Consider the following 23,958-nt stretch of genomic DNA (forward strand, 5'->3'; position numbering starts at 1 on the left):
AGGCGGGTTGGATGCAGTATCTGTGGATGCCCCGGGCAGGGCCTCGCCTTGGCCTTATTTACGCTTAAGCATCTCCGGCAACTGCGCCACCAATTTCTGATTATTCAACGGCGCGCGGATGAACCCGCGTTGCTTGCCGTCTGGGCCGATGACGGCGAGGTTGCCGCTGTGGTCGACGGTGTAGTTGGGTTTGCTGGTGTCCGCCGGGATGAACGGGATGCTCACGGCATTGGCGAGTTTTTGCAGGTCTTCGACGGAGGCCGCGGTCAGGCCTTTGAATTGGGGATCGAAGTAGCCCAGGTATTGTTTGAGCTGCTTGGGTGTGTCGCGGTTGGGGTCGACGCTCACCAGTACGATCTGCAATTTATCCACAGCCTCGGGCGGCAGTTCGCTCTTGATCTGGCGCAGTTGGGCGAGGGTGGTCGGGCAGATGTCCGGGCAGAAGGTGTAGCCGAAGAACAGCAGGCTCCACTTGTCTTTCAAACCATCCATCACTACGGGCTGGCCGTCCTGGTCGGTCATTTTCACGTCCGGCAGGTTGCGGCTCTGGGGCAGCAGGATGATGCCGGCATCGATCAGCGCCGTCGGGTCGCCCTGGCCTTTGCCGGACAGCACCTTATTGATGGTGAGGCCGAGGATCAGCGCGATCACGGCCACGAGGATGAAGACGGTTTTCTGGGTTCGAGTCATAGGCTCAACAGTAAGTAGTGATCTACAAGCAGGGCGATGAACAGCAGGAACAGGTACCAGATAGAGTACTTGAACGTATTGATCGCCGCGTGCGGCCGACTGCCACGGTACAACACTACGGCCCATTGCAGGAACCGGGCGCCGAGTACCAGCGCGCACACCAGGTAGAGCAGGCCGCTCATCTGGATCACGAATGGCATCAGGCTCACCGCCAGCAGCACCAGGGTGTACAGCAGGATATGGACCTTGGTGTAGTGCTCGCCGTGGGTCACCGGCAGCATCGGGATGTCGGCCTTGGCGTATTCCTCCTTGCGGTGGATCGCCAGGGCCCAGAAGTGCGGCGGGGTCCAGGCGAAGATGATCAGCACCAGCAATAGCGGTTCGGCGCTGACGTGACCGGTGGCGGCCACCCAGCCCAGCAGTGGCGGCGCCGCGCCAGCGAGGCCGCCGATGACGATGTTCTGTGGCGTCGCCCGTTTGAGGAAGCCGGTGTAGACCACTGCGTAGCCCAACAGGGAAGCCAGGGTCAGCCAGGCGGTCAGTGGGTTGGTGAAGGCCAGCAGCAGCGCTTGCCCGGCCACGGCCAGGGCCAAGGCGAACGTCAGGGCCGCCGCCGGGGAAACCCGGCCCTCGGCCAGTGGGCGCTTGTGGGTGCGCGCCATGACCGCGTCGATACGCCGATCCACCACGTGGTTGACCGCCGCTGCGCCGCCGGCACACAGGGCGATGCCCAGGTTGCCGAATACCAGCACCGTCCACGGCACGCCGGCGCGGGTGGCGAGGAACATGCCCACCAGCGAGGTGATGAGCATCAGCACCACCACTTTGGGCTTGGTCAGTTCCAGGTAATCGCGCCAGATCGCTTGGCTGTGGCGTTCACCGGTCAAGGTTGCCATGGCATCTCTCCTTTTATTGTTATGGGGCTGGCGCCGTGTTTAGGCGGGGTGAACCGCCAGCGCAGCGGGACCTGATGCTTGACCCGGACCAGGCTGGTCCGGGCGTGATAATTGACCAGCACCAGGGTCAGCAACAGCGCCGCGCCCCCGGCGTTGTGGGCGACGGCCACCGGCAACGGCAAGTGGAACAGTACGTTGCTGATGCCCAAGGTGATTTGCGCTGCCAGGGCGGCCAACACCAGGCCGGCCAGGCGGGTCATGCCGACGGTTTTCAACTGCCAGGCCAACCCGAGCAGTACGACGGTCACCAGCAGTGCGCCGATGCGATGAGTCAGGTGGATGGCGGTGCGGGCGTCGCTGTCCAGTTGCCCGCCCAGGTAGTTGGGGCCGATGTGCTGGGTCAGGTGGAAGCCGTTGGCAAAATCGGCCGGTGGCAGCCATTGGCCGTGGCAGGTGGGGAAGTCGATGCAGGCCACGGCGGCGTAGTTGGAGCTGACCCAACCGCCCAGGGCGATCTGGCCGATCACCAGCAGCAACCCGGCGGTGGCCCAATGTTGCAGGCGCTTGGGCACGGTCAGCGCCGGCAATACGCCGGACAAGCGCAAGGTCAGCAGGAACAGCAGGCTCAGGGTGGCGAAGCCGCCGAGCAAATGCCCGGTGACGACTTGCGGCCAGAGCTTGAGGGTGACGGTCCACATGCCGAATGCCGCTTGGGCGAACACCACCGCCAGCAGGAACAGCGGCAGTTTCAACGGCAGGCCGGGGTGCCGACGGTTCATCCAGGCCCGGGCGGCCAGCACGGTAATCAACAGCCCCAGGGTCCCGGCGAAGTAGCGATGGACCATCTCGTTCCAGCCCTTGTGGGCTTCCACCGGGGTGTCGGGGAAATGCAGCTCGGCATGGGCCAGTTGGGCTTCGCTCTTGGGCACGCTGATGAAACCGTAGCAACCGGGCCAGTCCGGGCAACCGAGGCCGGCGTGGGTGAGCCGGGTGTAGGCGCCCAGCAGCACGACGATCAGTGCCAGCAGCGTGGCAAACAGCGCGAGGTGAAATCCAGGTTTGGCCATGTCGATGCCCTCATCCGATGTTCGACAGTTTCAGCAGGTGGCGCAGGTCGTTGAGCAGGTCCTTGCCCTTGACCCGGGCGTCGTAGCGCAATACCAGGTTGCTGTGGGGGTCGATGATCCACAGTTGCGCGCCGCCGGAGCCCTGGGCACCTTTCTGATAGGCCGGCAGGTCCAGTGGGTAGCGTTGCAATTGCGGGTACTCACGCTGCAGTTGCGCGTCATAGTCGGCGTCCAGAGGTTGCGCAATGGCCAAGGCGTGGCTGGCGCGAGACGCGTCGCGGCCCAGGCCGATCTGCACCTGGCGGGCCAAGTACACCAGTTGCCGGCAATCCACCGAGCACTCCTGCGGCGCCGTGACCAGGATCTGCCAGCGCTGCTCATCGGCCTGTACGCCAATCTCGGCGCGGGTCTGGCCGTTGCCGATCAGTTCGCCGTGGTAGCTGCGGCTGTCGGGCACCCAGAATTGGAATTTGTACATGCCGGTGGCCAGGATCATCGGGCCGACCACCCCGAGTACGATCAGCAGCAATTGCAGACGTCCCTTGCGACGGTTGTGCGCCACGGGCGCCTCAGACGTGTTGGTTGGATTCATGGTGCTTCCCATGGTGTCTCCCTGCGTTGTGCCATCCGAGATAAAGGAACAGGCCGAACAGTGCCGTCGCCATGGCGAACCACTGCACGGCATAGCCCAAGTGTTTTTCCGGACCCATGGCCACCACCGGCCAATCGGTCCGGTAGGCGCCGGGGCCGCTTTGTTGGCGTAATTCATAGGCGAAGCCGTCGCGGCCCAGCTCGGCCCAGAGCTTGTCCGGCTCGATAGCGGTGACCAGCCGCGGCCAAGGCGCGCCGGCCGGGTCGGCGTGGAGCTGGAACGTCGCGCCCGGGGCGACGTAGACCCAGGCCTGGAGGCTCACCGGTTGTTCCGGCGTATTGAAGACTGGCGGGGTGCGCCGGTCCGGCCAGGGTAGCCAGCCGCGATTGACCAGCAGCCACAGCCCGGTGCGGTGGTCGAGGAACGGTTGCAGCAACTCGACGCCGACCTTGCCGTCGTGCTGGCGGTTATCCAGCAGGATGCTGTGCTCGACGTCGAACTGGCCCTGCAGCGTGACCGGTCGAAAGGCCGGATCGCTGGTGTGCGCCAGCTCGCTGCTGTCCATCGGTGGGGCCACGCGGCGCTCGGCATAATTGTCCATGAGCACGCGCTTCTGTTCGCCCCGGCTCAATTGCCAGAACCCCAGGCACACCATCACCGGCACCAGCACGGCCACCACCAGCGACGGCACGAGGCCTGGCCGGAAGCCTTTCATGGCGCCGTCCGAAAGTGCTCGAACGGGATAGCTATACTCACGTGCATCGCGTCCCCCCGGAGTGTCCCTAATGCTAAAAGCAGCCATCGTCCTGATGCTGATCGCCACGGTTACCAGCCTGTTCAGCGGCCTGTTTTTTTTGGTCAAGGACGACAGCGACTCCAATCGCCTGCTCATCGCCCTGGCGGTGCGGGTCAGCCTGGCCGCTGTCACCGTCGGCTTGGTTGCCTGGGGTTTTTTCAGCGGCCAGTTGGTGTCTCACGCGCCCTGGTAGCCGTGCCTCAGAGCACGTAGACGAAGATGAACAAGCCGATCCACACCACGTCGACGAAGTGCCAATACCAACTCGCCGCCTCGAAGCCGAACTGGTGCTCGTTGTCGAAGTGCCCGCGCATGATCCGCATCAGCATGACGAACAGGATGATCGTGCCGATGGTGACGTGGGCGCCGTGGAAACCGGTGAGCATGAAGAAGGTCGCGCCGTAGACGCCGGAGCCCAGGGTCAGGCCCAGTTCCTTGTAGGCGTGGATGTATTCCTCGGCCTGGAAGCTCAGGAAGGCGCAGCCCAGCAGCACGGTGATCGCCAGCCAGAGTTTCAAGGCACCGCGATGGCCTTTTTTCAGGGCGTGGTGGGCGATGGTGACGGTGACGCTGGAACTGACCAGCAGCACGGTGTTGAGCAGTGGCAAGCCCCAGGGGCTGATGACCTCCTTGGGCGCTGGGAAGAGTTTCGGGTCGGGGTTGTTCAGCAAGGGCCAGGCGTACTGGAAGTTCGGCCAGAGCATGTGGGCCAGGCCTTTGGCGCCTTCACCCGCCAGGGCCGGCGCCGAGATGTGCCGCACATAAAACAGCGCGCCGAAGAAGGCGATGAAGAACATCACTTCGGAAAAGATGAACCAGCTCATGCCCCAGCGGAACGAGCGGTCGAGCTGCGGGCTGTACAGCCCGGCGCGGCTTTCCTTGATCACCGCGCCGAACCAGCCGAACAGCATGTAGGCCACCAGCAGGCCGCCGACGAAGAAGATCAGCGGGCCATGGGATTCCGGTCGCGCGGCCTTCAGGTCGTTGAACCAGGTCGCCAGGCCATACACCGTGACGAACATCCCGACCGTGGCGATGATCGGCCATTTGCTTTGGGCCGGAACGTAATAGTGTTCATGAGTTGCCATTTATTGTTCTCCTTATCGGGCACGCTATCGGTCAGTGTTTAGAGCCACCGGTGGATGACGAGCGGTGATATCGAACAGCGTGTAGGACAGCGTCAGGTGCTTCACTTCCTTGGGCATGTCCCGGTCGACGATGAAGCGCATGGGCATTTCGATGCGTTCGCCGGGTTGCAGCACTTGCTGGGTAAAACAGAAACATTCGGTCTTGTGGAAATACGCCGCCGCAGTGCTCGGCGCGATGCTCGGCACGGCCTGGGCACTCATGGGCCGGTTGGTGGGGTTGTGGGCGACGAAGACCATCTCGTTCACCGCGCCCGGTCGCACCACCAGTTGTTCGCCCTTGGGGTAGAAGTCCCAGGGCATGTCCACCGAATTGGTCGACACGAACTGCACGCGCACCTGCCGCGACTCATCGACCACTTGCTCGCCTTCGTACTGCCCGGCGGTCTTGCCGTTGATGCCGAACGCCTTGCACATCACGTCGTAGATCGGCACCAGGGCAAAACCGAAGATGAACATCGCCACCACCACGATCAGCAGGCGGGTGACCAGTTTCTTCAGCGAAATCGAGTCAGCCATGGTGTCCAGTCCTCACCAAGAACCCTGTGGGAGCGAGCTTGCTCGCGATGCAGGCAGCGCGGTGTATCAGGTACACCGCCATCGCGAGCAAGCTCGCTCCCACAGGGGCTCCCTGTGTCATCTATTTCACTTCCGGCGGCGTCGTGAAGGTGTGATAAGGCGCCGGCGACGGCACGCTCCACTCCAGCCCTTCAGCCCCATCCCACGGCTTGGCCGGTGCGGGCGGGCCGCCACGGATGGTCTTGATCACGATGAACAGGAAGAAGATCTGCGTGGTGCCGAACATGAACGCGCCGATGGACGAGACCATGTTGAAGTCGGCGAACTGCAGGTTGTAGTCGGGGATACGCCGGGGCATGCCCGCCAGGCCGACGAAGTGCATCGGGAAGAACGCCATGTTCATCCCGATGAACGACAGCCAGAAGTGCAGCTTTCCGAGGGTTTCGTCGTACATGTGGCCGGTCCATTTCGGCAGCCAGTAGTAGGCCGAGGCGAAGATCCCGAAGATCGCGCCGGGCACCAGCACATAGTGGAAGTGTGCGACCACGAAGTAGGTGTCCTGGTACTGGAAGTCCGCCGGGGCGATGGCCAGCATCAACCCGGAGAAACCACCGATGGAGAACAGGATCACGAACGCCACGGCAAACAGCATCGGCGTTTCGAAGGTCAGCGAGCCTTGCCACATGGTGCTGGCCCAGTTGAACACCTTCACCCCGGTGGGCACGGCGATCAGCAGGGTCGCGTACATGAAGAACAGCTCGCCCACCAGCGGGATGCCGACCACGAACATGTGGTGCGCCCAGACGATGAACGACAGGAACGCAATGGCGGCCGTGGCGTAGACCATCGAGGTGTAGCCGAACAACGGCTTGCGCGAGAAGGCCGGGATGATCGAGCTGACGGCGCCGAAGGCCGGCAGGATCATGATGTACACCTCGGGGTGGCCGAAGAACCAGAACACATGCTGGAACAGCACCGGGTCACCGCCGCCGGCGGCACTGAAGAAGCTGGTGCCGAAGTGGATGTCCATCAGCATCATCGTCACGCAGCCGGCCAGCACCGGCATCACCGCGATCAGCAGGAACGCGGTGATCAGCCAGGTCCAGACGAACAGCGGCATTTTCATCAGGGTCATGCCGGGGGCGCGCAGGTTGAGGATGGTGGCGATCACGTTGATCGCGCCCATGATCGAGCTGATGCCCATCAGGTGGATGGCAAAGATGAAGAACGTCACGCTTTCCGGCGCATAGGTGGTGGACAGCGGCGCATAGAAGGTCCAGCCGAAATTCGGCCCGCCCCCGGCGGTGAACAAGGTCGAGACCAGTAGCAGGAACGCCGCCGGCAACAGCCAGAAGCTGAAGTTGTTCATGCGCGGCAGGGCCATGTCCGGCGCGCCGATCATCAGCGGGATCATCCAGTTGGCGAGGCCGACGAAGGCCGGCATCACCGCACCGAAGACCATCACCAGGCCATGCATGGTGGTCATCTGGTTGAAGAACGCCGGCTCCACGATCTGCAGGCCGGGCTGGAACAGCTCGGCGCGGATCACCATGGCGAACGAGCCGCCGAGCAGGAACATGGAGAACGCGAACCACAGGTACAGCGTGCCGATATCCTTGTGGTTGGTGGTCAGTACCCAGCGCATCAGGCCCTTGGCGGGGCCGTGGGCGTGGTCGGCGCCGGCATGACCGTGGTCATCGATCACAGCACTCATGTCCTGTCTCCTTCGAACGAATGGGCTGGACGGCACGGGGCAATCAGCCCCGACCGGTTGCGGAAACACACGTCAGGCCGGCTCATTTGCTTTCTGCCTGTTTGAGTTCCAGCACTTCTTTAGGCGTGACCATGTCGCCCTTGTTGTTGCCCCAGGCGTTGCGTTCATAGGTCACGACGGCGGCGATATCGACTTCCGACAATTGCTTGCCGAACGCGGCCATGGCGGTGCCGGGCTTGCCATGGAAGACCAGGCTCAAGTGATCGGCCTTGGGCCCGGTGGCGATCTTCGAACCCTTGAGGGCCGGGAACATCGGTGGCAGGCCCTGGCCCTCGGCCTGGTGACAGGCCACGCAGGTGGTGTGGTAGATCTTGTCGCCACGTTCCTTGAGTTCGTCCAGGGTCCATTCCTTGCTGGTCAGCTCCTTGAGCTGCGCGGCTTCGGCCTTGCGTTCGCCCAGCCATTTCTCGTAGTCGGGCTTGCTCTTGACCTCGACCACGATGGGCATGAACCCGTGGTCCTTGCCGCACAGCTCGGCGCATTGGCCGCGATAGATGCCGGGCTTGTCGACGCGGGTCCAGGCTTCGTTGACGAACCCGGGAATCGCATCGCGCTTGACCGCGAAGGCCGGCACCCACCAGGAGTGGATGACGTCGGCGGAGGTCACCAGAAAGCGCACCTTGGCATCGACCGGCAGCACCAGCGGCTTGTCGACCTCCAGCAGGTAGTGCTCGCCCTTGGCGCTCTGGTTATGGATTTGTTCGGCGGGGGTCGTCAGGTTGCTGAAGAACTCGACGTCCTGGCCCAGGTACTTGTAGTGCCACTTCCATTGATAGCCGGTGATCTGGATATCGATGTCCGACTCGCTGGAGTCGTACATCTTGATCAGCGTGGCGGTGGCAGGAATCGCCATGGCGACCAGGATCACGAAAGGCACGATCGTCCAGAGGATCTCGACGCGGGTGTTTTCGTGGAAGTGGGCCGCATTCTGGCCGGTTGAGCGGCGGTGCATCATCATCGACCAGAACATGGCGCCGAAGACGATGATGCCGATGACTACACAGATCCAGAAGATGGTCATGTGCAGGTCGAACACTGCGTGGCTGATCTGTGTCGCTCCAGGCGCCATATTCACAGTCCAGGCCGCTTGTGCCTGGCTGAAAATCGACCACAACAGGAGGCCCATCCATACGTGTGGATGTCGCGTCATTGCGGGTTCCCCTTATCGTTCTTGTTATCCCGTAGGCGTAAAGCCTGCGGCAAGGGATCGGCTATCTCAGACTGCTTACTTGACTCGCCGCGCCTTGCTGCACATGCAATCGGGTGTCATCAGCTAACTCCATTCCAAACCGAGTATAGACAGCACCTGCAACCTCGCAACGCGATGGCGTAAATCGTTTGAAACAGCCGGGGCTTGCGCTAGAGCCCACGAATGGAGAAGGATGCGAACTGAGTGATGGCAAACCGATATAACTGTGACGTAGCAAGGAAGGGGCGGTTATGAAAAATAGGTCTTAGGAGTGTTTTTGCGCCAGCTAAGTTATGTCTTCCCTATTTCATTGCCTTTGTTTCCTGGAGTTGTCATGAACACCGCCGCATTGCGCGAGCAGATCCAAAAAGCCCAACAACACGAAGCCGAGACCGGCCAATTGACCCGCCAACTGGAGGCCCAGTTACCGCATCTGCATGCCGCGATCCAATTGCCAGACATCGACGCGAAGGGCGTCATGACCCGTTTTGTTACCGCCTACATCGAGCAAGTGCCGGACCTGCTGGACGCCGCCAACGAGGTGGCCCGCGAAGCCGGTATCGAATCGCAGATCAAACCGGTGCTGAAAATCGCCGAACAGTTTTTTCTTCAGCCACCGAAGCTGATGGACGGCCACGTTGGCCTGGACAGCCTCCTGGACGAAGCCTACCTGGCCCACCGGCTGGTGGAGGAAGTCAACGATCTGTATATCAAGCACTTCAGCCAGCCGCTAATCCCGCTGGATATGACGGTCGCCAACCTGATCGCTCACCATTTGATCGGCGAACCATTCGCCAACCAGCTGGATGAAGCCGTGCATCACGCCGTGGATGAAATGCTCGACGAAGACAGCTTCGCGCTGGAGTCGGTGGAGTCTTACCGGGAGAAATTGGGCAGCCCGGACACGGGCGCTGCCTGGAAGCGCTGGCCTTGCCTGTCGCGCCAGTTGGGCGTTGGGCTGGAACTGGATCAGCCGGCGGCCTGATCCAGCAGGAAACCAGGTAACCCTGTGGGAGCAAGCTTGCTCGCGATAGTGGTTGGGCAGTCAACGTCTATGTCGACTGATCCAATGCAATCGCGAGCAGGCTCGCTCCCACATTTTTTTGAGTGGCTGATTAAGGCCCGTCCGCCTTGATCTCCTGGTAGCGTCGCTCCAGTTCCTGGCGAATCTGCCGACGTTGCTGGGCTTGTTCGTAGCGGCGTTTTGCTTCGCTGTTTTGCGGCTGCAAGGGCGGCACGGCTGTGGGTTTACGTAGGTCATCCACCGCAACCATGGTGAAGAAGCAACTGTTGGTGTGGCGCACCGAGCGTTCGCGAATATTTTCGGTCACGACTTTGATGCCCACTTCCATCGACGTGTTGCCGGTGTAGTTCACCGATGCGAGGAAGGTCACCAACTCGCCGACATGAATCGGCTCACGAAAGATCACCTGGTCAACCGACAAGGTCACCACGTAGCGCCCGGCGTAACGGCTGGCGCAGGCGTAGGCGACTTCGTCGAGGTATTTGAGCAAGGTGCCGCCATGGACATTGCCAGAGAAGTTGGCCATATCGGGGGTCATCAACACCGTCATCGACAGCTGGGCGTTTCCGGGTTCCATAACGTACTCACGGTTCAAGGCAGTCATTCGGGAGTGCACCTCTGCGGGTGCTGGGGAGTCGTGCCCTGCGAACAGGTCACCAGGTTTTAAACCCACCGATATCGGGACGCTGCGCCTGTGGTTGCCGTCACGCGCCGATGGATCTGTTTCCATATATTGCACCGTCTTTTTGTCGGAAGTCGCGGTGTTACCCTTCAAAAGCCCGTTGCGAGGGCAATTCCTACAGACGAAACGGATTTCTCCAGCTCTGCAGTGCGTCATTTTGAACAGGGAGCCCCGACATGCATGCCATCAGTTTCATTCAAGACTTGGCGTTCATCATGATGGCGGCGGGGCTGGTAACCGTACTCTTTCATCGTTTCAAGCAACCGGTGGTATTGGGCTACATTGTGGCCGGCTTCATCATTGGCCCGCATACGCCGCCGTTCGGTTTTATCCACGACGAAGACACGATCAAGACCCTGGCCGAGCTTGGGGTGATCTTCCTGATGTTTTGCCTGGGCCTGGAGTTCAGCCTGCGCAAACTGTTCAAGGTCGGGGCCACGGCGTTCATCGCGGCGTTTCTCGAAATCGTGCTGATGATCTGGATCGGTTATGAAATCGGCCGCTGGTTCGAGTGGAGCACCATGGACTCGCTGTTCCTCGGCGCGATCCTGGCCATTTCCTCCACCACCATCATCGTCAAGGCCCTCAACGACCTGAAGATGAAGAACGAGCGTTTCGCGCAGCTGATTTTTGGGGTGTTGATCGTCGAGGACATCCTCGGTATTGGCATCATCGCCTTGCTGTCGAGCATTGCCGTCAGCGGCACCGTGAGCCCCGGCGAGGTGTTTTCCACGGTCGGCAAGTTGTCGTTGTTCATGATCGTCGCGTTGGTCATCGGTATTGTGCTGGTGCCGAGGGTGCTGGCCTACGTGGCGAAGTTCGACAGCAACGAAATGCTGCTGATTACCGTACTGGGCCTGTGCTTCGGCTTCTGTCTGCTGGTGGTGAAGCTGGAATACAGCATGGTGTTGGGGGCGTTTCTGATCGGTGCGATCATGGCCGAGTCCCGGCAACTGCTGAAAATCGAGCGGCTGGTGGAGCCGGTGCGTGATCTGTTCAGCGCGATTTTCTTCGTCGCCATCGGGCTGATGCTCGATCCGGCGATATTGCTGCAGTACGCCTGGCCGATTGCGGTGATCACGGGCGCAGTGGTACTCGGCAAGATGTTGTCCTGCGGCCTCGGTGCCTTTATTGCCGGCAACGACGGACGCACCTCGCTGCGCGTTGGGATGGGCCTTTCGCAGATCGGCGAATTCTCCTTCATCATCGCAGCATTGGGGATGACCCTGCAGGTCACCAGTGATTTCCTCTATCCGGTCGCGGTCGCCGTCTCGGTGTTGACCACACTGCTCACGCCCTACCTGATTCGAGCCGCCGACCCGCTGTCCGTCAAGTTGGCGACGGTCATGCCGCAACGGCTGACGCGCGTACTGGGGATGTATGGCGAATGGCTGCGCAGCATCCAGCCTCATGGCGAAGGGGTGATGGTGGCGTCGATGATCAGGCGGATCTTGCTGCAGGTCGGGGTCAACCTGGCGCTGGTGATTGCGATTTTTGTCTCGGGTGGTTATTTCGCCGAGCGCATGTCGGCTTACCTGCAAGCGTGGATCAGCGACCCGAGCTGGCAGAAAGCATTGGTCTGGGGTGGGGCGTTGCTGCTGTCGCTACCGTTCCTGATCGCCGCCTATCGCAAGCTCAAGGCGCTGTCGATGCTGCTGGCGGAGATGGGCGTGAAGCCGCAGATGGCTGGCCGCCACACCCAGCGTGTGCGTCGGGTGATCGCCGAAGTGATCCCGATTCTCTCGTTGCTGGTGATTTTCCTGCTATTGGCAGCCTTGTCGGCCAGCATTCTGCCGACCAACAAGTTGCTCATACTGATCGCCGTGGTGGCGACTGCCGTGGTGGCATTGCTCTGGCGCTGGTTCATCCGCCTGCATACGCGGATGCAGGTGGCCTTGCTTGAAACCCTGGACAATCACGATGAATCGTCCGGGCATTGACCGGCCGTGGGGCTCAGCTTTCCAGCCAGACATCCCGCGCCCAGTGCCAGACCGATTCCCAGGTTTCTTCGGCGATCAGTTCTTCTTCGGCCTGCCACAACACCACCGTGCCGTCCTCTTCGACGCAATAATAATCGTCGCCGTCCTGGCAGATCGGGATCAGGCTGCGGTCGACACCGGCATCCCAGGCATTGGCGGCCACATCCGGCAGGTAGGTGTGGGATTGTGGATCGGTGACGGTCACCGGTTCCAGGCTGCCATAGACGACATCGCTGACGGTCAGCAAAAACTCCCTGAAGACGAATGGGATATCGATGAACAGCTGCTCTTCGATCTCTACCAGCAAGTCTTCGTCGGGCAACTCCAGCGGGACCGGTACGGGCTCGTTGGCTTCACGCAATTGTTCGATGATTTCTTCCACGTCCGGGGATCCTCTTTCTCGATGGCGCGGTTTTATATGGAGCGGTTTATACAGTAGCTCGCTATAGATGCAACTGTGAAATAGAAAACCCCGGCCTGAGCCGGGGTTCTTTTATTTCAACATGCAAAACGGGCAAAGGTTCAACCGTTCTGGCGGATACCGGCCACCAGCCAAGGTTGGTCATCGCCCTGGGCACGTTCCATGTTCCAGCTTTCGCTGAACGCTTCGCCCTTGTCGAAGCGAGAATCCTTCGACACACCGCTGAAGGTCAGGGTGGCGATGGTCTTGTCGGCGCGATCGTCGACGCCGTCCAGTTGCACGTGCAGGTTATCGATGTAAGTGGACTGGAAGCCATCACCCAGCTCGGCCCGCTCGCGCTTGAGGAACTCCAGCAGTTGCGGGGTCACGAATTCGGAGATCTTGTCCATTTCATTCGCGTCCCAATGTTGCTGCAGGGACATGAAGTGGCTGCGCGCGGCTTCGATGAAGCGTTGCTCGTTGAACCAGGCCGGCGCATTGATGACCGGACGGGCGGCCACAGGCGCTGCCGAGCCACCGAAGATCGAACCACTGGCGGGCTGCTGGTTGAACACTTCACGCTGCATCGGCGCGCCGGCCGGAGCGAGTTGCTCCTGCTGCTTGCGACGACGGGCGGCAAAGAAGCGGAAGGCCAGGAAGGCGATGACCGCCATGATCAGGATGTCGAAGAACTGCATGCCCTGGAAGCCGTCGCCCATGAACATGGAGGCGAGCAGGCCACCGGCGGCGATGCCGGCCAGGGGGCCGAGCCAGCGCGAAGCACCGCTGGCCTTGGTGGCTGCGCCTGCGGCACCGGCCGCGCCTGCGGTGGCAGCAGTGGACCCGGCGGCAGAGGACGGCGCCATCTGGCTGGTCTGGTGAGTCGGGGCAGCGCCCGAGCTTTTACCACCGCCAAAGCGCTTGGCGGCATTGGCGTCGATGGCCATCGTCAGGCCGATGCACAACGCCATGGCGATGCTAAGAAAACGTTTCATATAAAGGCATTCCCATTTGTGGATAGCACGCGCGCCATGTTGCACAGCTGAACTGTTGCTGGCTAGCGACAGAGTGTTTCGGGCTTTTGCGTGACAGCTTAGGTTCAGCTTCGGCTGTGCAAGAAGGCTTGTTCGCTTTGGGCTGTAGGAAAGGGGAACAAGTTCTATCGGAAATACTTCGGCGTCCAACGAACAAACTGTGGGAGCGAGCTTGCTCGCGATAGCGGTGTGTCAGTCAGCATCAATATTGACAGATCCAGCGCTATCGCGAGCAAGCTCGCTCCCACAGGGTTCTATGCAAATCTTTAGATTGCTTCCAGCTTGGCATACCCCAGCATCAGCCACTTGCTGCCTTCGCTGAAGTTCACCTGCACCCGCGCCTGGGCGCCGGCACCCTCGAAGTTGAGGATCACGCCGTCGCCGAATACCGAATGCCGTACGGTCTGGCCGAGGCTGAAGCCGGTTTCCGGGATGTCGCTGCCGCCGAACAGGCTGCTGGTGCTTTGCTGCTGGCCACCACCGAACGGACGGCTGACACTGTTGGACAGCCGCACTTCCTGGATCAGGCCCTTCGGTACTTCACGTACGAAGCGCGACACCTTGTTGTAGGTCTCACTGCCATACAGACGTCGGGTTTCGGCGTAGGTCAGTACCAGGTTCTGCATGGCGCGGGTGATACCGACATAGGCCAGGCGCCGTTCCTCTTCCAGGCGTCCCGGTTCTTCCAGGCTCATCTTGTGAGGGAACAGGCCTTCCTCCATGCCTACGAGGAACACGTAGGGGAATTCCAGGCCCTTGGCGCTGTGCAGGGTCATCAGCTGGATGCTGTCTTCATGCTCGTCCGCCTGGGTGTCACCGGCCTCCAGAGAGGCGTGGCCCAGGAAGGCCGCAAGCGGCGACAGGTCCGCGTCTTCTTCAGTGTTCTCGAAGTTGCGCGCGGCGCTGACCAGTTCCTCGAGGTTTTCCACCCGGGCCTGGCCTTTCTCGCCTTTTTCCGCTTCGTGGTAGGCGATCAGGCCGGACTGCTCGATGACCGTCTGGGTCATCAAGTGCAGCGGCATTTCCCCGCACTTGGCGGCCAGGTCTTCGATCAGGTCCATGAAGGCCTTCAGGGCGCCAGCGGCGCGACCGGTCATGCCTTTGTTGGCGACCAGTTGGTGCATGGCTTCCCACATGGACACGTGGCTGTGGCGGGCGTGATCACGAATGGCTTCGACGGTTTTTTCGCCAATGCCCCGCGTCGGCACGTTGATCACCCGCTCCAGGGCCGCGTCGTTGCCGCGCCCTTCGATCAGGCGCAGGTAGGCCATGGCGTTCTTGATTTCGGCGCGCTCGAAGAAGCGCTGGCCGCCGTAGATGCGGTACGGGATCCGTTCGCGCAGCAACGCCTCTTCCAGCACCCGCGACTGGGCGTTGGAACGATACAGGATGGCGATATCGCTGCGGGCCAGGCCGGTTTTCAGCGCGCTCTCGATGGTTTCCACCACGTAGCGGGCTTCGTCGTGCTCGTTGAAGGCGGCATAGAGGTTGATCGCTTCGCCTTCGCCGCCGTCGGTCCACAATTCCTTGCCCAGGCGCCCGGTATTGTTGGCGATCAGGGCGTTGGCGGCCTTGAGGATACCGGCGGTGGAGCGGTAGTTCTGTTCCAGACGGATGACTTCGGCGTCGGGAAAGTCCGCCGAGTACTGGTGAATGTTCTCGATCTTGGCGCCGCGCCAGCCGTAGATCGACTGGTCGTCGTCACCCACCACCATCAGGCTGTCGCCGCCCTTGGCGAGCAGGCGCAACCAGGCATATTGCACGGCGTTGGTGTCCTGGAATTCGTCCACCAGGACATGCCGGAAGCGCTTCTGGTAATGGGCCAGCAGGCCTGGGTGGTCGCGCCACAGGTCCAGCGCCCGTAGCAGCAGCTCGGAGAAGTCGATGACTCCAGCACGCTGGCACGCCGCCTCGTAGGCTTCGTAGATGCTGCGCATGGTCGCCAGGAACAGGTCGCCACTGGCCTGGATGTGCTGCGGGCGCAGGCCTTCGTCTTTCTGGCCGTTGATGAACCATTGGGCCTGGCGAGCGGGCCAGCGCTGTTCGTCCAGGCCCAGCTCGCGGATCACCCGCTTGACCAGGCGCTGCTGGTCGTCGCTGTCCAGGATCTGGAAGGTCTGGCTCAGCCCGGCTTCCTGCCAATGCGCCCGCAACAAACGGTGCGCCAGGCCGTGGAACGTGCCGACCCACATGCCGGCCGGGTTGATGCCCATCAGTTGCTCGATGCGATGGCGCATCTCGGCCGCGGCCTTGTTGGTGAACGTCACCGACAGGATCGAATGGGGCGAGGCGTTCTCGACCTGGATCAACCAGGCGATACGGTGCACCAGCACTCGGGTTTTACCGGAACCGGCACCGGCCAGGACCAACTGACGACCCACGGAGGCCGCTACGGCCTGACGTTGGGCATCGTTGAGGGAGTTCAGCAGAAGGGAGAGATCATCGCGCATCGGGGCATTCTAGGGTGCGACGTCACCCCCGGGCAAACCGAGCTTTGCATCAGCCGATAAAAGACCGGTTGTGGATGACCGGTGGGTCACAGGCTACAGCCATTGTCTGGGCTCGCTCAGGAGGGGTTCGACCCAATGAAACAGCGACTTTTTCAGTGTTTTTTAGAGCTGGGGCAGTGTGGGATGGCCCATGGCTTGTGTATGCTCGGTGCTCGCTTCAGGTTCTCCATGCTCCACTGAATAAGAACAAGAACGGTGCCAATGACCCTCAATCCAGATCCGGCGCGCCCCTGTGTGGAACCGCGGGTCATCTATAAGCAGTACGCCACGGAGATGGCGGTCGAGCGCACACGTCTGCTGTATCAAGGCTCGCTGCTGCCTACGCTGTTCATGTTGCTCAACGGTCTGGTCTGCGCCGCGCTGTTATGGGAGCCACGGCGCTATTTCCTGGTCAGCGTCTGGCTCGTCTGGTTGTTGTCGCTGGTGGCCTTACGGGTGATCCAGGTGGCGGCTTTCGATTCGGCGATGCCGAGCCGCCAGGCGCACCCGATCTGGTTGCGCATGTTCTTGCTGGGCTCGGCGATGACCGGTCTGACGCTGGCTGGGGCGGGTATCGCGCTGGTGCCTGCCGACAGCTTCCAGCAGCAGGCCTGGGTGTTCGGCCTGATTGGCGCGGCCGCGCTGTCGGCCAGCGTGGCCTACGCCGTGAGTCTGCCTGCATTCCTGTCTTTTACCTTGCCCTGCCTGTTACCGGCCATCGGCTATCTCTTCTGGGGCGGCGATGAGCAGCAACGCGGGTGGGGCTGGCTTGGGCTGATTGTGCTGGTCTCGCTGAGCGTGGTTGCCTGGCAAGTCAACCGCTTGATCCAGAGTGGCCTGTTGCGACGCTTCCAGAACCAGGCGCTGATAGAACATCTGCAGCAAGCACAAACCCGCAGCGCCCAGCTCAACGACGCGCTGGCCCGGGAGGTCGAGCAACGCCGTTGCGCGGAGGAAAAACTGCGGGCGGCCCAGGTTGGCCTCGAGGCGCGGGTAGCGCAGCGCGGTCTTGAACTGGAAGTCGCCAGCCAGGCGTTGAGCAAGAGTGAGGCGCGTCTGGCCCTGGCGCTCAAGGCCAGTGAGCTGGGGTTGTGGGATTGGAACCTGCAGACTGACGAAGTTCATCACACTCAGCTCAAGGAGCTCTTCGGCCTGGAGCCCGAATACATCACGGCGATGCTCACTCACCTCACTCCGCGCCTGCACCCTCAGGATCTGCCGGCGCTCAAGCGGGCTTTGGTCGAACATCTCAAGGGCCGCAGCGAGGATTACCAGATTGAATACCGTGTGCGTCACGGCGATGGCCACTGGGTCTGGATCGAAGACCGCGGTCGGGCCGTGGAGCGCAGCGTGAACGGACGGGTGCTGCGTATGGTCGGCACCCGGCGAGACATCAGCGCCAGCAAGGAACTTGAGCAGCAACGGCAACTGGCGGCCACGGTGTTCGAAGCCGCCAGCGAAGGTATCGTGATTTTCGACCCCCACTACGTGCTACTCGCTGCCAATCAGGCGTTCACGCGGGTCACCGGTTTCAATATCGATGACATGCTTGGGCGCAACGTGGTGGACCTGCCGTGCAGTCGCGACGCGCGCCGGCATTACCCCATCATCCGCCAAGCGCTCAAGCAACACGGCACCTGGCAGGGTGAGTTGGTGGAGGCGCGGGCCAATGGCGAGTTGTATCCGCAATGGCTGCAACTGAACGTCGTACGCAATGCTCGGGGAAATGTCAGCCATATAGTGGGCTTCTTCGCCGATCTTTCGGCGCGACGCGAATCCGAAGAGCGGATGCGCTACCTGACCCATTACGACGAATTGACCGGGCTGGCCAATCGCTCGCTGTTTCGTGAGCGCCTGCACGAAGCTCATCAGCGTGTGCGCCAAGGCGGACGGCGCAGCCTGGCGTTGCTGCATATCAACCTGGACCGTTTCAAGTTGCTCAACGACAGCCTCGGCCATGACATCGCCGACCAGTTGTTGCAGAAAATGGCACGACGCCTGATCAATGCGCTGCCCGAGGCGGATACCATCGCCCGGCTATCGGGCGATGAGTTTGCGGTGTTGTTCGATGCCTATGGCAACCTTTCGAGCCTGGCGCGGGTGGCGACCCGACTGGCCGCCAAGCTGCGTGTGCCGCTGACGATAGAAGGCCATGAACTGGTGCTCAGTGCCTCGATCGGCATCAGCCTGTTGCCCGACAACACGCGGGAAGTTGCCATGCTGGTCAGCCAGGCGAACATGGCCATGCAACATGCCAAGCATTTGGGGGCAACAATTTCCAGTTCTACACCGACAGCCTCCAGGCCAGCACGCTGGAGCGCCTGCAACTGGAGAATCAGCTGCGCAAGGCTCTGGAAGAGCAGCAACTGAAGGTTTTTTATCAGCCAAAACTGTGCCTGGCAACCGGTCGCCTGAACGCCGCCGAGGCGTTGGTGCGTTGGGATCATCCGGCCATGGGCCGGGTGCCGCCGGGGGATTTCATTGGCCTGGCCGAAGAGACAGGGTTGATCGGGCCGATTGGTGAATTCGTATTGCGCCAGGCTTGTTGGCAGGCATGCGAATGGCAACGCCAAGGGCTCGCGCCGATCAGGGTGTCCGTCAATCTGTCGGTGCATCAATTGCGCCAGGGCAAGCTGGTCAGTCTGGTTCGGCAGGTACTGGAAGAAACCGGTCTGGCTCCCGAATACCTGGAGCTGGAGTTGACCGAGAGCCAGTTGCTCGACAGCGTTGAACACATCATCGCCACGTTCCAGCAATTGCGTGATCTTGGGGTCAAGCTGGCGATCGACGATTTTGGTACCGGTTACTCATCGCTGAGTTACCTCAAGCGTATCCCGGTGGATTACGTGAAAATCGACCAGGCATTCATTCGTGGGTTGGGCGAGGGCAGCGTGGATGCGGCAATTACCCGGGCAATCATTGCAATGGCTCATGGGTTGTCGCTCAAGGTTGTGGCCGAGGGCGTTGAGCGGCGGGAGCAACTCGAGTTCCTCAGGAATGAACGTTGCGATGAGGTTCAAGGGTATCTGATCAGCCGGCCGGTGGAGGCTGAGGGGTTGGCGGAGTTGTTGCGGGCGCAATACTTGGGTTGAAGTTGATCAGGAGCATTCCCGTCAGGCAACGAAACGGCCTGACGGGAAGTTATGGGATGTACGCTTAGTGGGTTACGAGTACTTCATCGATGTGGTGCAGTAACTCCCCTTCGAAAAAAATACTGACGCCCGTGACATTGGAGTCGCCCAGTTCCTTGTATTCGACGAACTTGTCGGTGATGACCGACGCTGCGGCATCCCCGGAATGTTCAAGTTTCAATTCCAGGCGCAAATCAAAGGATTTGTCCTGTAGTTCGCTTCGTACCAGCGTTGGGATAACACCGCTATTGGCTACAGTTACCGTGCCAAAGGTACGGAAAGACGCAGCACCTGGCATGCGGTCGATTTGTGCGGTCCAATCTTTAGTCGTGATTTTCATGAGAGTAACTCCTGTAGTTATTTTATTGCGTCCTGCGGGAGCGAATATATCGACTTTAACTTGGTAGTGTCTTGGGGGATGACGGTTGGTATTGTAAGGAGACGTTAGTTCTTGGCGATTATTAGTTGGCTGGCAAAGGTTATTGTCGAGATATTGTTGGCGTTAGTCGCAAATCTTGAGTCGTCGACTCAATCGCGGACAAACGCTTCTTTCCCACGTTGGAGGTTCGGGTCGTGGCTGGAAATCATCGGATCGGCGGCCTTGATGGTCTGCGCTATGGCAGAGGCTGCTACATCAGGGGATCCTCGGCAAAACAAAGGGGCAGCGAGGTCATCCAGTTACGTTTTGGACGGGCAAAAAGCCAATTCTTGTAGTATAACTACAAGCTTGCTACATCCCGGCATCTGCCCATAACAAGAGTCCAGCCCCTTGAACCTGTTGCAACACATCGCCCAGTCACGCCACTTGCTACGCAAGTCGGAGCTGAAAGTCGCTGATCACGTACTGCTTGATCCTGCGGCCGTGATGCATAGCTCCATGGCAGATCTTGCCCACAGCGTCGGCATCAGCGAACCGACCATCGTGCGTTTCTGCCGGGCCATCGGTTGCTCGGGTTTCCAGGACCTGAAACTCAAGCTGGCGCAAAGCCTGGCCGCCGGCGCGAGCTTCGGTCAGTTTGCGATCCATGAAGACGATTCGGTTGCGGACTACAGCCTGAAAATCTTCGACACCACCCTGCACACCCTGATGGAGGTTCGCGAGAAGCTCGACCCGGTGGCGTTGCAAAAAGCCGTCACGGCCATGTCCCAGGCCCAGCGTGTCGAGTTTTATGGCTTCGGTGCCTCGGGCGCGGTGGCAGCCGATGCCCAGCACAAGTTCTTCCGGTTGCTGCTGACGGCAGCGGCCTATTCCGACCCGCACATGCAGGCCATGTCAGCGGTGACCCTGAAACCCACCGATGTGGCGATCTGCATTTCCCAGTCGGGGCGTTCCAAGGACTTGTTGATCACCGCGAACCTGGTGCGCGAAAGCGGTGCCTCGCTGATCACCTTGTGCCCGAGCCAGACGCCGTTGGCGGAACTGTCCACGGTGAACCTGGCCATCGACGTGCATGAAGACACCGAGATCTACACGCCGCTGACCTCGCGCATCGCCCACCTGGTGGTGATCGACGTGCTGGCAATGGGTGTCGCCATGGCCCGTGGTCCAAGCCTGGTCAACCACCTCAAGAGCGTGAAGCGCAGCCTTCGCAGCCTGCGGCTGTCGCCCAAGTCGGTGAAGGCGCTGGACGACTGAGCGCAGGTGTTGAAGTCGGGGCGCTTCTGTGGCGAGGGGATAAATCCCCTCGCCACAACTTGAGTGAACGACATGACTCGCCACGGAAGGTGCCTTTTGTGAATTCATCGTTCTGTCACCGTCGCGCCGCCAAACAGTCATCCCGCGCCGTCATCGTAAAGCTCCCGTATACGTCTTGGGAGTCTCGACATGACCCAGCCCTACGAAGAACGCAGCGCCGTCAAAACCCGTCGTCAGCAGGAAGACCAGCGCCGCATGGCGTTCCGTCGTGCAATCGAAGACCGCTATGAGCAGCGCCAACTTCTGGCCGAAATCAGCGAATTCCCTGACGCAACAGAGTTCAATTACTGGCAGGCAACGCCGGTGGCTTCCCGTCGAAACGCTCAACCAGGCCGATGATCTGAGCGCGCTCACCGCGAACGAACGCCAGGAAGGCGTGGGCCACCGGTGACAGGCGCTTGGCCCTGGCCTGCACCAGGCACCAACTGCGGTACAGCGGCAGTTCCTCCACCGGCAACTCGATGAGTGCGCCGGACGACAGTTCCCGGCTCACGGCGTGGCGCGTCAACAGCGCCACGCCCAGCCCGGCCACAACACACTCGCGCTGGGCCTCCGCCGACGCCACTTCCAGGGTCTGGGTGAAATGCACCCGCTTCTCCTTGAAGTACTCCTCGCAGGCCAGTCGCGTACCTGAGCCCGGTTCGCGCAATAGCAGTGTATAGGGCTCCAAATCCTGCAAACGCAACGCGCCCATGTGGCACAGCGGATGATCCGGTGGCGCCACGGCGACGATTGGATTGTTCAGGAATGGCAGGAATTCCAGGCCCATGTCCTGGGGCACCATGGACATGATGACCAGGTCATCACGGTTGTCCGAAAGCCGGCGAATGACCTGGCCGCGATTGACCACGGTGAGGTTGAGATTGACTTCCGGGTGCTGGCGCTTGAACGCGGCGAACAGGTGCGGGACGAAGTACTTGGCGCTGGACTCCACTGCAAGCTTGAGCTGGCCTTGCAGCGAGCCCTGCATGTCCGAGAGCTGCATGTCGAGGTTTTCCAGGCGCCCGAAGATGTCCCGGCTGGCGCGTTGCAGCGCTTCGGCGGCTTCGGTCATGTAGAGTTTTTTGCCGACGTACTCGAACAGTGGCTGGCCAATCAACTCTTCCAGGGAACGAATCTGTAGGCTAACGGCCGGTTGTGTGAGAGACATTTCATCAGCTGCACGGCTGTAGGACCTCAGGTCGCACACCTCGTTGAAAATCTGCAATTGACGCAATGTCATACGCATCAATGACTTACGCATTTTAAAAGCACCCTGGGCCGAGACGGATAGCGCAACTATAAGTCTTTGCTTATGCACGACCCAATAAATATTCATTTTTGTTAATCAACAGCCAGGGCTAGTGTGGGGCTGCGACCAATTGTTACATCTGGTCACGCGTCGGCCTGAACCCCAGGCCGTGGTATCACCGGCTCAAGGGAACCTCCAATTGATAACAAAGATCCTGATCGCCAACCGTGGTGAGATTGCCGTCCGCATCGTGCGCGCTTGCGCCGAGATGGGCATTCGCTCGGTCGCGGTCTACTCCGACGCGGACCGCCATGCGTTGCATGTCAAGCGTGCGGACGAGGCCCACAGCATCGGCGCCGATCCGCTGGCCGGCTACCTCAACCCGCGCAAACTGGTGAACCTGGCGGTAGAAACCGGCTGCGATGCTCTGCACCCCGGCTACGGTTTTCTCTCGGAAAACGCCGAACTGGCAGACATCTGCGCTGAACGCGGAATCAAATTCATTGGCCCATCGGCCGAAGTCATTCGCCGCATGGGCGACAAGACCGAAGCGCGCCGCAGCATGATCAAGGCCGGCGTACCGGTCACGCCGGGCACCGAAGGCAACGTTTCGGGCATTGAAGAAGCGCTGACCGAAGGTGATCGGATCGGTTACCCGGTGATGCTCAAGGCCACGTCCGGCGGCGGCGGTCGTGGTATCCGTCGCTGCAACAGTCGCGAAGAACTCGAACAAGCCTTCCCGCGGGTCATTTCCGAAGCCACCAAGGCATTCGGTTCGGCGGAAGTGTTCCTGGAAAAGTGCATCGTCAATCCCAAGCACATCGAAGCGCAGATCCTGGGCGACAGTTTTGGCAACGTGGTGCACTTGTTCGAACGTGACTGCTCGATCCAGCGCCGCAACCAGAAGCTGATCGAGATCGCCCCGAGCCCGCAACTGACCCCCGAGCAGCGTGCCTACATCGGCGACCTCTCGGTACGCGCCGCCAAGGCCGTGGGCTACGAGAATGCCGGCACCGTGGAGTTCCTGCTCGCCGAAGGCGAGGTGTACTTCATGGAGATGAACACCCGGGTGCAGGTGGAACACACCATCACCGAAGAAATCACCGGTATCGACATTGTTCGCGAGCAGATCCGCGTCGCCTCCGGGTTGCCGCTGTCGGTCAAGCAGGAAGACATCCAGCACCGTGGCTTTGCGTTGCAGTTCCGCATCAACGCCGAGGACCCGAAAAACAACTTCCTGCCCAGCTTCGGCAAGATCACCCGCTACTACGCCCCTGGCGGCCCGGGTGTGCGCACCGACACGGCGATCTACACCGGCTACACCATTCCGCCGTTCTACGATTCGATGTGCCTGAAGCTGGTGGTCTGGGCGTTGACCTGGGAAGAAGCAATGGACCGTGGCCTGCGGGCCCTGGATGACATGCGCCTGCAGGGGGTCAAGACCACCGCCGCGTATTACCAGGAGATTCTGCGCAATCCGGAATTCCGCAGCGGCCAGTTCAATACCAGCTTCGTTGAAAGCCATCCTGAACTGACCAACTACTCGATCAAGCGCAAACCCGAAGAGCTGGCCCTGGCCATCGCCGCCGCCATTGCCGCCCACGCAGGCCTGTAAGGAATCATG

At 60.9% G+C, this 23,958-nt stretch carries 21 protein-coding genes and 1 pseudogene; 7 read left to right on the forward strand and 15 right to left on the reverse strand.

Annotated elements, in window-relative coordinates; all coding sequences use genetic code 11:
* Positions 1 to 54 precede the first annotated feature (54 nt).
* The 5 genes from KI237_RS00570 to KI237_RS00590 are packed head-to-tail and all read right to left on the reverse strand — an operon-like array spanning position 55 to position 3,960.
* Positions 55 to 690 carry an SCO family protein gene (locus tag KI237_RS00570; protein ID WP_212798365.1) on the reverse strand — a complete coding sequence of 212 codons (636 nt, stop codon included), beginning with the start codon at positions 688 to 690 and terminating at the stop codon, positions 55 to 57.
* Complete coding sequence (cyoE, locus tag KI237_RS00575) at positions 687 to 1,586, reverse strand: heme o synthase (RefSeq protein WP_212798366.1); 900 nt, start codon at positions 1,584 to 1,586, stop codon at positions 687 to 689. The genes KI237_RS00570 and cyoE overlap by 4 nt, the downstream gene beginning before the upstream one ends.
* On the reverse strand, positions 1,574 to 2,653 hold the full coding sequence (locus tag KI237_RS00580; RefSeq protein WP_212798367.1) for a COX15/CtaA family protein: 1,080 nt from the start codon (positions 2,651 to 2,653) through the stop codon (positions 1,574 to 1,576). Before KI237_RS00580 ends, cyoE begins: the two co-directional genes overlap by 13 nt.
* Positions 2,654 to 2,663: 10 nt before the next feature.
* The gene (locus tag KI237_RS00585; RefSeq protein ID WP_212798368.1) at positions 2,664 to 3,257 is read right to left on the reverse strand and encodes a PA_0111/PP_0108 family redox-active disulfide protein; all 594 of its coding nucleotides are present in this window, start codon (positions 3,255 to 3,257) and stop codon (positions 2,664 to 2,666) included.
* Positions 3,223 to 3,960: an SURF1 family protein gene (locus KI237_RS00590; RefSeq protein WP_212798369.1), complete on the reverse strand. Its 738-nt coding sequence runs from the start codon at positions 3,958 to 3,960 to the stop codon at positions 3,223 to 3,225. The genes KI237_RS00585 and KI237_RS00590 overlap by 35 nt, the downstream gene beginning before the upstream one ends.
* Positions 3,961 to 4,030: 70 nt before the next feature.
* On the opposite strand from KI237_RS00590, the gene KI237_RS00595 reads away from it, so the two are divergent.
* Positions 4,031 to 4,234 (forward strand): twin transmembrane helix small protein, encoded by a 204-nt coding sequence (locus tag KI237_RS00595; RefSeq protein WP_212798370.1) that lies wholly within the window; start codon positions 4,031 to 4,033, stop codon positions 4,232 to 4,234.
* Positions 4,235 to 4,241: 7 nt separating this feature from the next.
* Here the strand turns inward: KI237_RS00595 and KI237_RS00600 are convergent, their stop codons facing one another.
* The 4 genes from KI237_RS00600 to coxB all read right to left on the reverse strand — a co-directional run bounded on the left by KI237_RS00600 (position 4,242) and on the right by coxB (position 8,629).
* Positions 4,242 to 5,129 carry a cytochrome c oxidase subunit 3 gene (locus KI237_RS00600; RefSeq protein ID WP_212798371.1) on the reverse strand — a complete coding sequence of 296 codons (888 nt, stop codon included), beginning with the start codon at positions 5,127 to 5,129 and terminating at the stop codon, positions 4,242 to 4,244.
* 24 nt (positions 5,130 to 5,153) lie between these two features.
* The gene (locus tag KI237_RS00605) at positions 5,154 to 5,705 is read right to left on the reverse strand and encodes a cytochrome c oxidase assembly protein (protein ID WP_212798372.1); all 552 of its coding nucleotides are present in this window, start codon (positions 5,703 to 5,705) and stop codon (positions 5,154 to 5,156) included.
* A 121-nt stretch (positions 5,706 to 5,826) separates the two neighbouring features.
* Entirely contained in the window at positions 5,827 to 7,419 is a 1,593-nt protein-coding gene (ctaD, locus tag KI237_RS00610) for a cytochrome c oxidase subunit I (RefSeq protein ID WP_024778458.1), read from the reverse strand.
* A gap of 82 nt (positions 7,420 to 7,501) precedes the next feature.
* On the reverse strand, positions 7,502 to 8,629 hold the full coding sequence (gene coxB / locus KI237_RS00615; protein ID WP_212798373.1) for a cytochrome c oxidase subunit II: 1,128 nt from the start codon (positions 8,627 to 8,629) through the stop codon (positions 7,502 to 7,504).
* A 373-nt stretch (positions 8,630 to 9,002) separates the two neighbouring features.
* Between coxB and KI237_RS00620 the strand changes: the two genes are divergently transcribed.
* The gene (locus KI237_RS00620) at positions 9,003 to 9,653 is read left to right on the forward strand and encodes a hypothetical protein (protein ID WP_053189503.1); all 651 of its coding nucleotides are present in this window, start codon (positions 9,003 to 9,005) and stop codon (positions 9,651 to 9,653) included.
* 130 nt (positions 9,654 to 9,783) lie between these two features.
* On the opposite strand, the gene KI237_RS00625 is transcribed toward KI237_RS00620, so the two are convergent.
* Positions 9,784 to 10,269 (reverse strand): acyl-CoA thioesterase, encoded by a 486-nt coding sequence (locus KI237_RS00625; RefSeq protein ID WP_212800527.1) that lies wholly within the window; start codon positions 10,267 to 10,269, stop codon positions 9,784 to 9,786.
* Positions 10,270 to 10,550: 281 nt separating this feature from the next.
* Between KI237_RS00625 and KI237_RS00630 the strand changes: the two genes are divergently transcribed.
* The gene (locus KI237_RS00630; protein WP_212798374.1) at positions 10,551 to 12,314 is read left to right on the forward strand and encodes a cation:proton antiporter; all 1,764 of its coding nucleotides are present in this window, start codon (positions 10,551 to 10,553) and stop codon (positions 12,312 to 12,314) included.
* Positions 12,315 to 12,327: 13 nt separating this feature from the next.
* Here the strand turns inward: KI237_RS00630 and KI237_RS00635 are convergent, their stop codons facing one another.
* The 3 genes from KI237_RS00635 to uvrD form a co-directional block, all read right to left on the reverse strand.
* Complete coding sequence (locus tag KI237_RS00635) at positions 12,328 to 12,735, reverse strand: SMI1/KNR4 family protein (protein WP_003187120.1); 408 nt, start codon at positions 12,733 to 12,735, stop codon at positions 12,328 to 12,330.
* 140 nt (positions 12,736 to 12,875) lie between these two features.
* The gene (locus KI237_RS00640; RefSeq protein ID WP_212798375.1) at positions 12,876 to 13,748 is read right to left on the reverse strand and encodes a Tim44 domain-containing protein; all 873 of its coding nucleotides are present in this window, start codon (positions 13,746 to 13,748) and stop codon (positions 12,876 to 12,878) included.
* Between the two features lie 305 nt (positions 13,749 to 14,053).
* Positions 14,054 to 16,237 (reverse strand): DNA helicase II, encoded by a 2,184-nt coding sequence (gene uvrD / locus KI237_RS00645; RefSeq protein WP_212798376.1) that lies wholly within the window; start codon positions 16,235 to 16,237, stop codon positions 14,054 to 14,056.
* Between the two features lie 261 nt (positions 16,238 to 16,498).
* On the opposite strand from uvrD, the pseudogene KI237_RS00650 reads away from it, so the two are divergent.
* A pseudogene (locus tag KI237_RS00650) lies at positions 16,499 to 19,368 on the forward strand (putative bifunctional diguanylate cyclase/phosphodiesterase).
* A gap of 64 nt (positions 19,369 to 19,432) precedes the next feature.
* Here KI237_RS00650 and KI237_RS00655 read toward each other — a convergent pair.
* Positions 19,433 to 19,747, reverse strand: a complete 315-nt coding sequence (locus KI237_RS00655) for a hypothetical protein (protein ID WP_212798377.1) — start codon at positions 19,745 to 19,747, stop codon at positions 19,433 to 19,435.
* Positions 19,748 to 20,176: 429 nt separating this feature from the next.
* On the opposite strand from KI237_RS00655, the gene hexR reads away from it, so the two are divergent.
* Positions 20,177 to 21,043, forward strand: coding sequence for a transcriptional regulator HexR (hexR, locus tag KI237_RS00660; protein ID WP_003187110.1), 867 nt, complete (start codon positions 20,177 to 20,179; stop codon positions 21,041 to 21,043).
* Between the two features lie 189 nt (positions 21,044 to 21,232).
* Positions 21,233 to 21,442: a PA3496 family putative envelope integrity protein gene (locus KI237_RS00665; RefSeq protein ID WP_212798378.1), complete on the forward strand. Its 210-nt coding sequence runs from the start codon at positions 21,233 to 21,235 to the stop codon at positions 21,440 to 21,442.
* On the opposite strand, the gene KI237_RS00670 is transcribed toward KI237_RS00665, so the two are convergent.
* Entirely contained in the window at positions 21,384 to 22,346 is a 963-nt protein-coding gene (locus tag KI237_RS00670; RefSeq protein WP_283246283.1) for a LysR family transcriptional regulator, read from the reverse strand. The genes KI237_RS00665 and KI237_RS00670 overlap by 59 nt on opposite strands.
* A 187-nt stretch (positions 22,347 to 22,533) precedes the next feature.
* On the opposite strand from KI237_RS00670, the gene KI237_RS00675 reads away from it, so the two are divergent.
* Entirely contained in the window at positions 22,534 to 23,949 is a 1,416-nt protein-coding gene (locus KI237_RS00675; protein WP_212798379.1) for an acetyl-CoA carboxylase biotin carboxylase subunit, read from the forward strand.
* The last annotated feature ends 9 nt before the right edge of the window (positions 23,950 to 23,958 follow it).

The organism is Pseudomonas sp. St316 (genome assembly GCF_018325905.1).
Lineage (GTDB): Bacteria > Pseudomonadota > Gammaproteobacteria > Pseudomonadales > Pseudomonadaceae > Aquipseudomonas.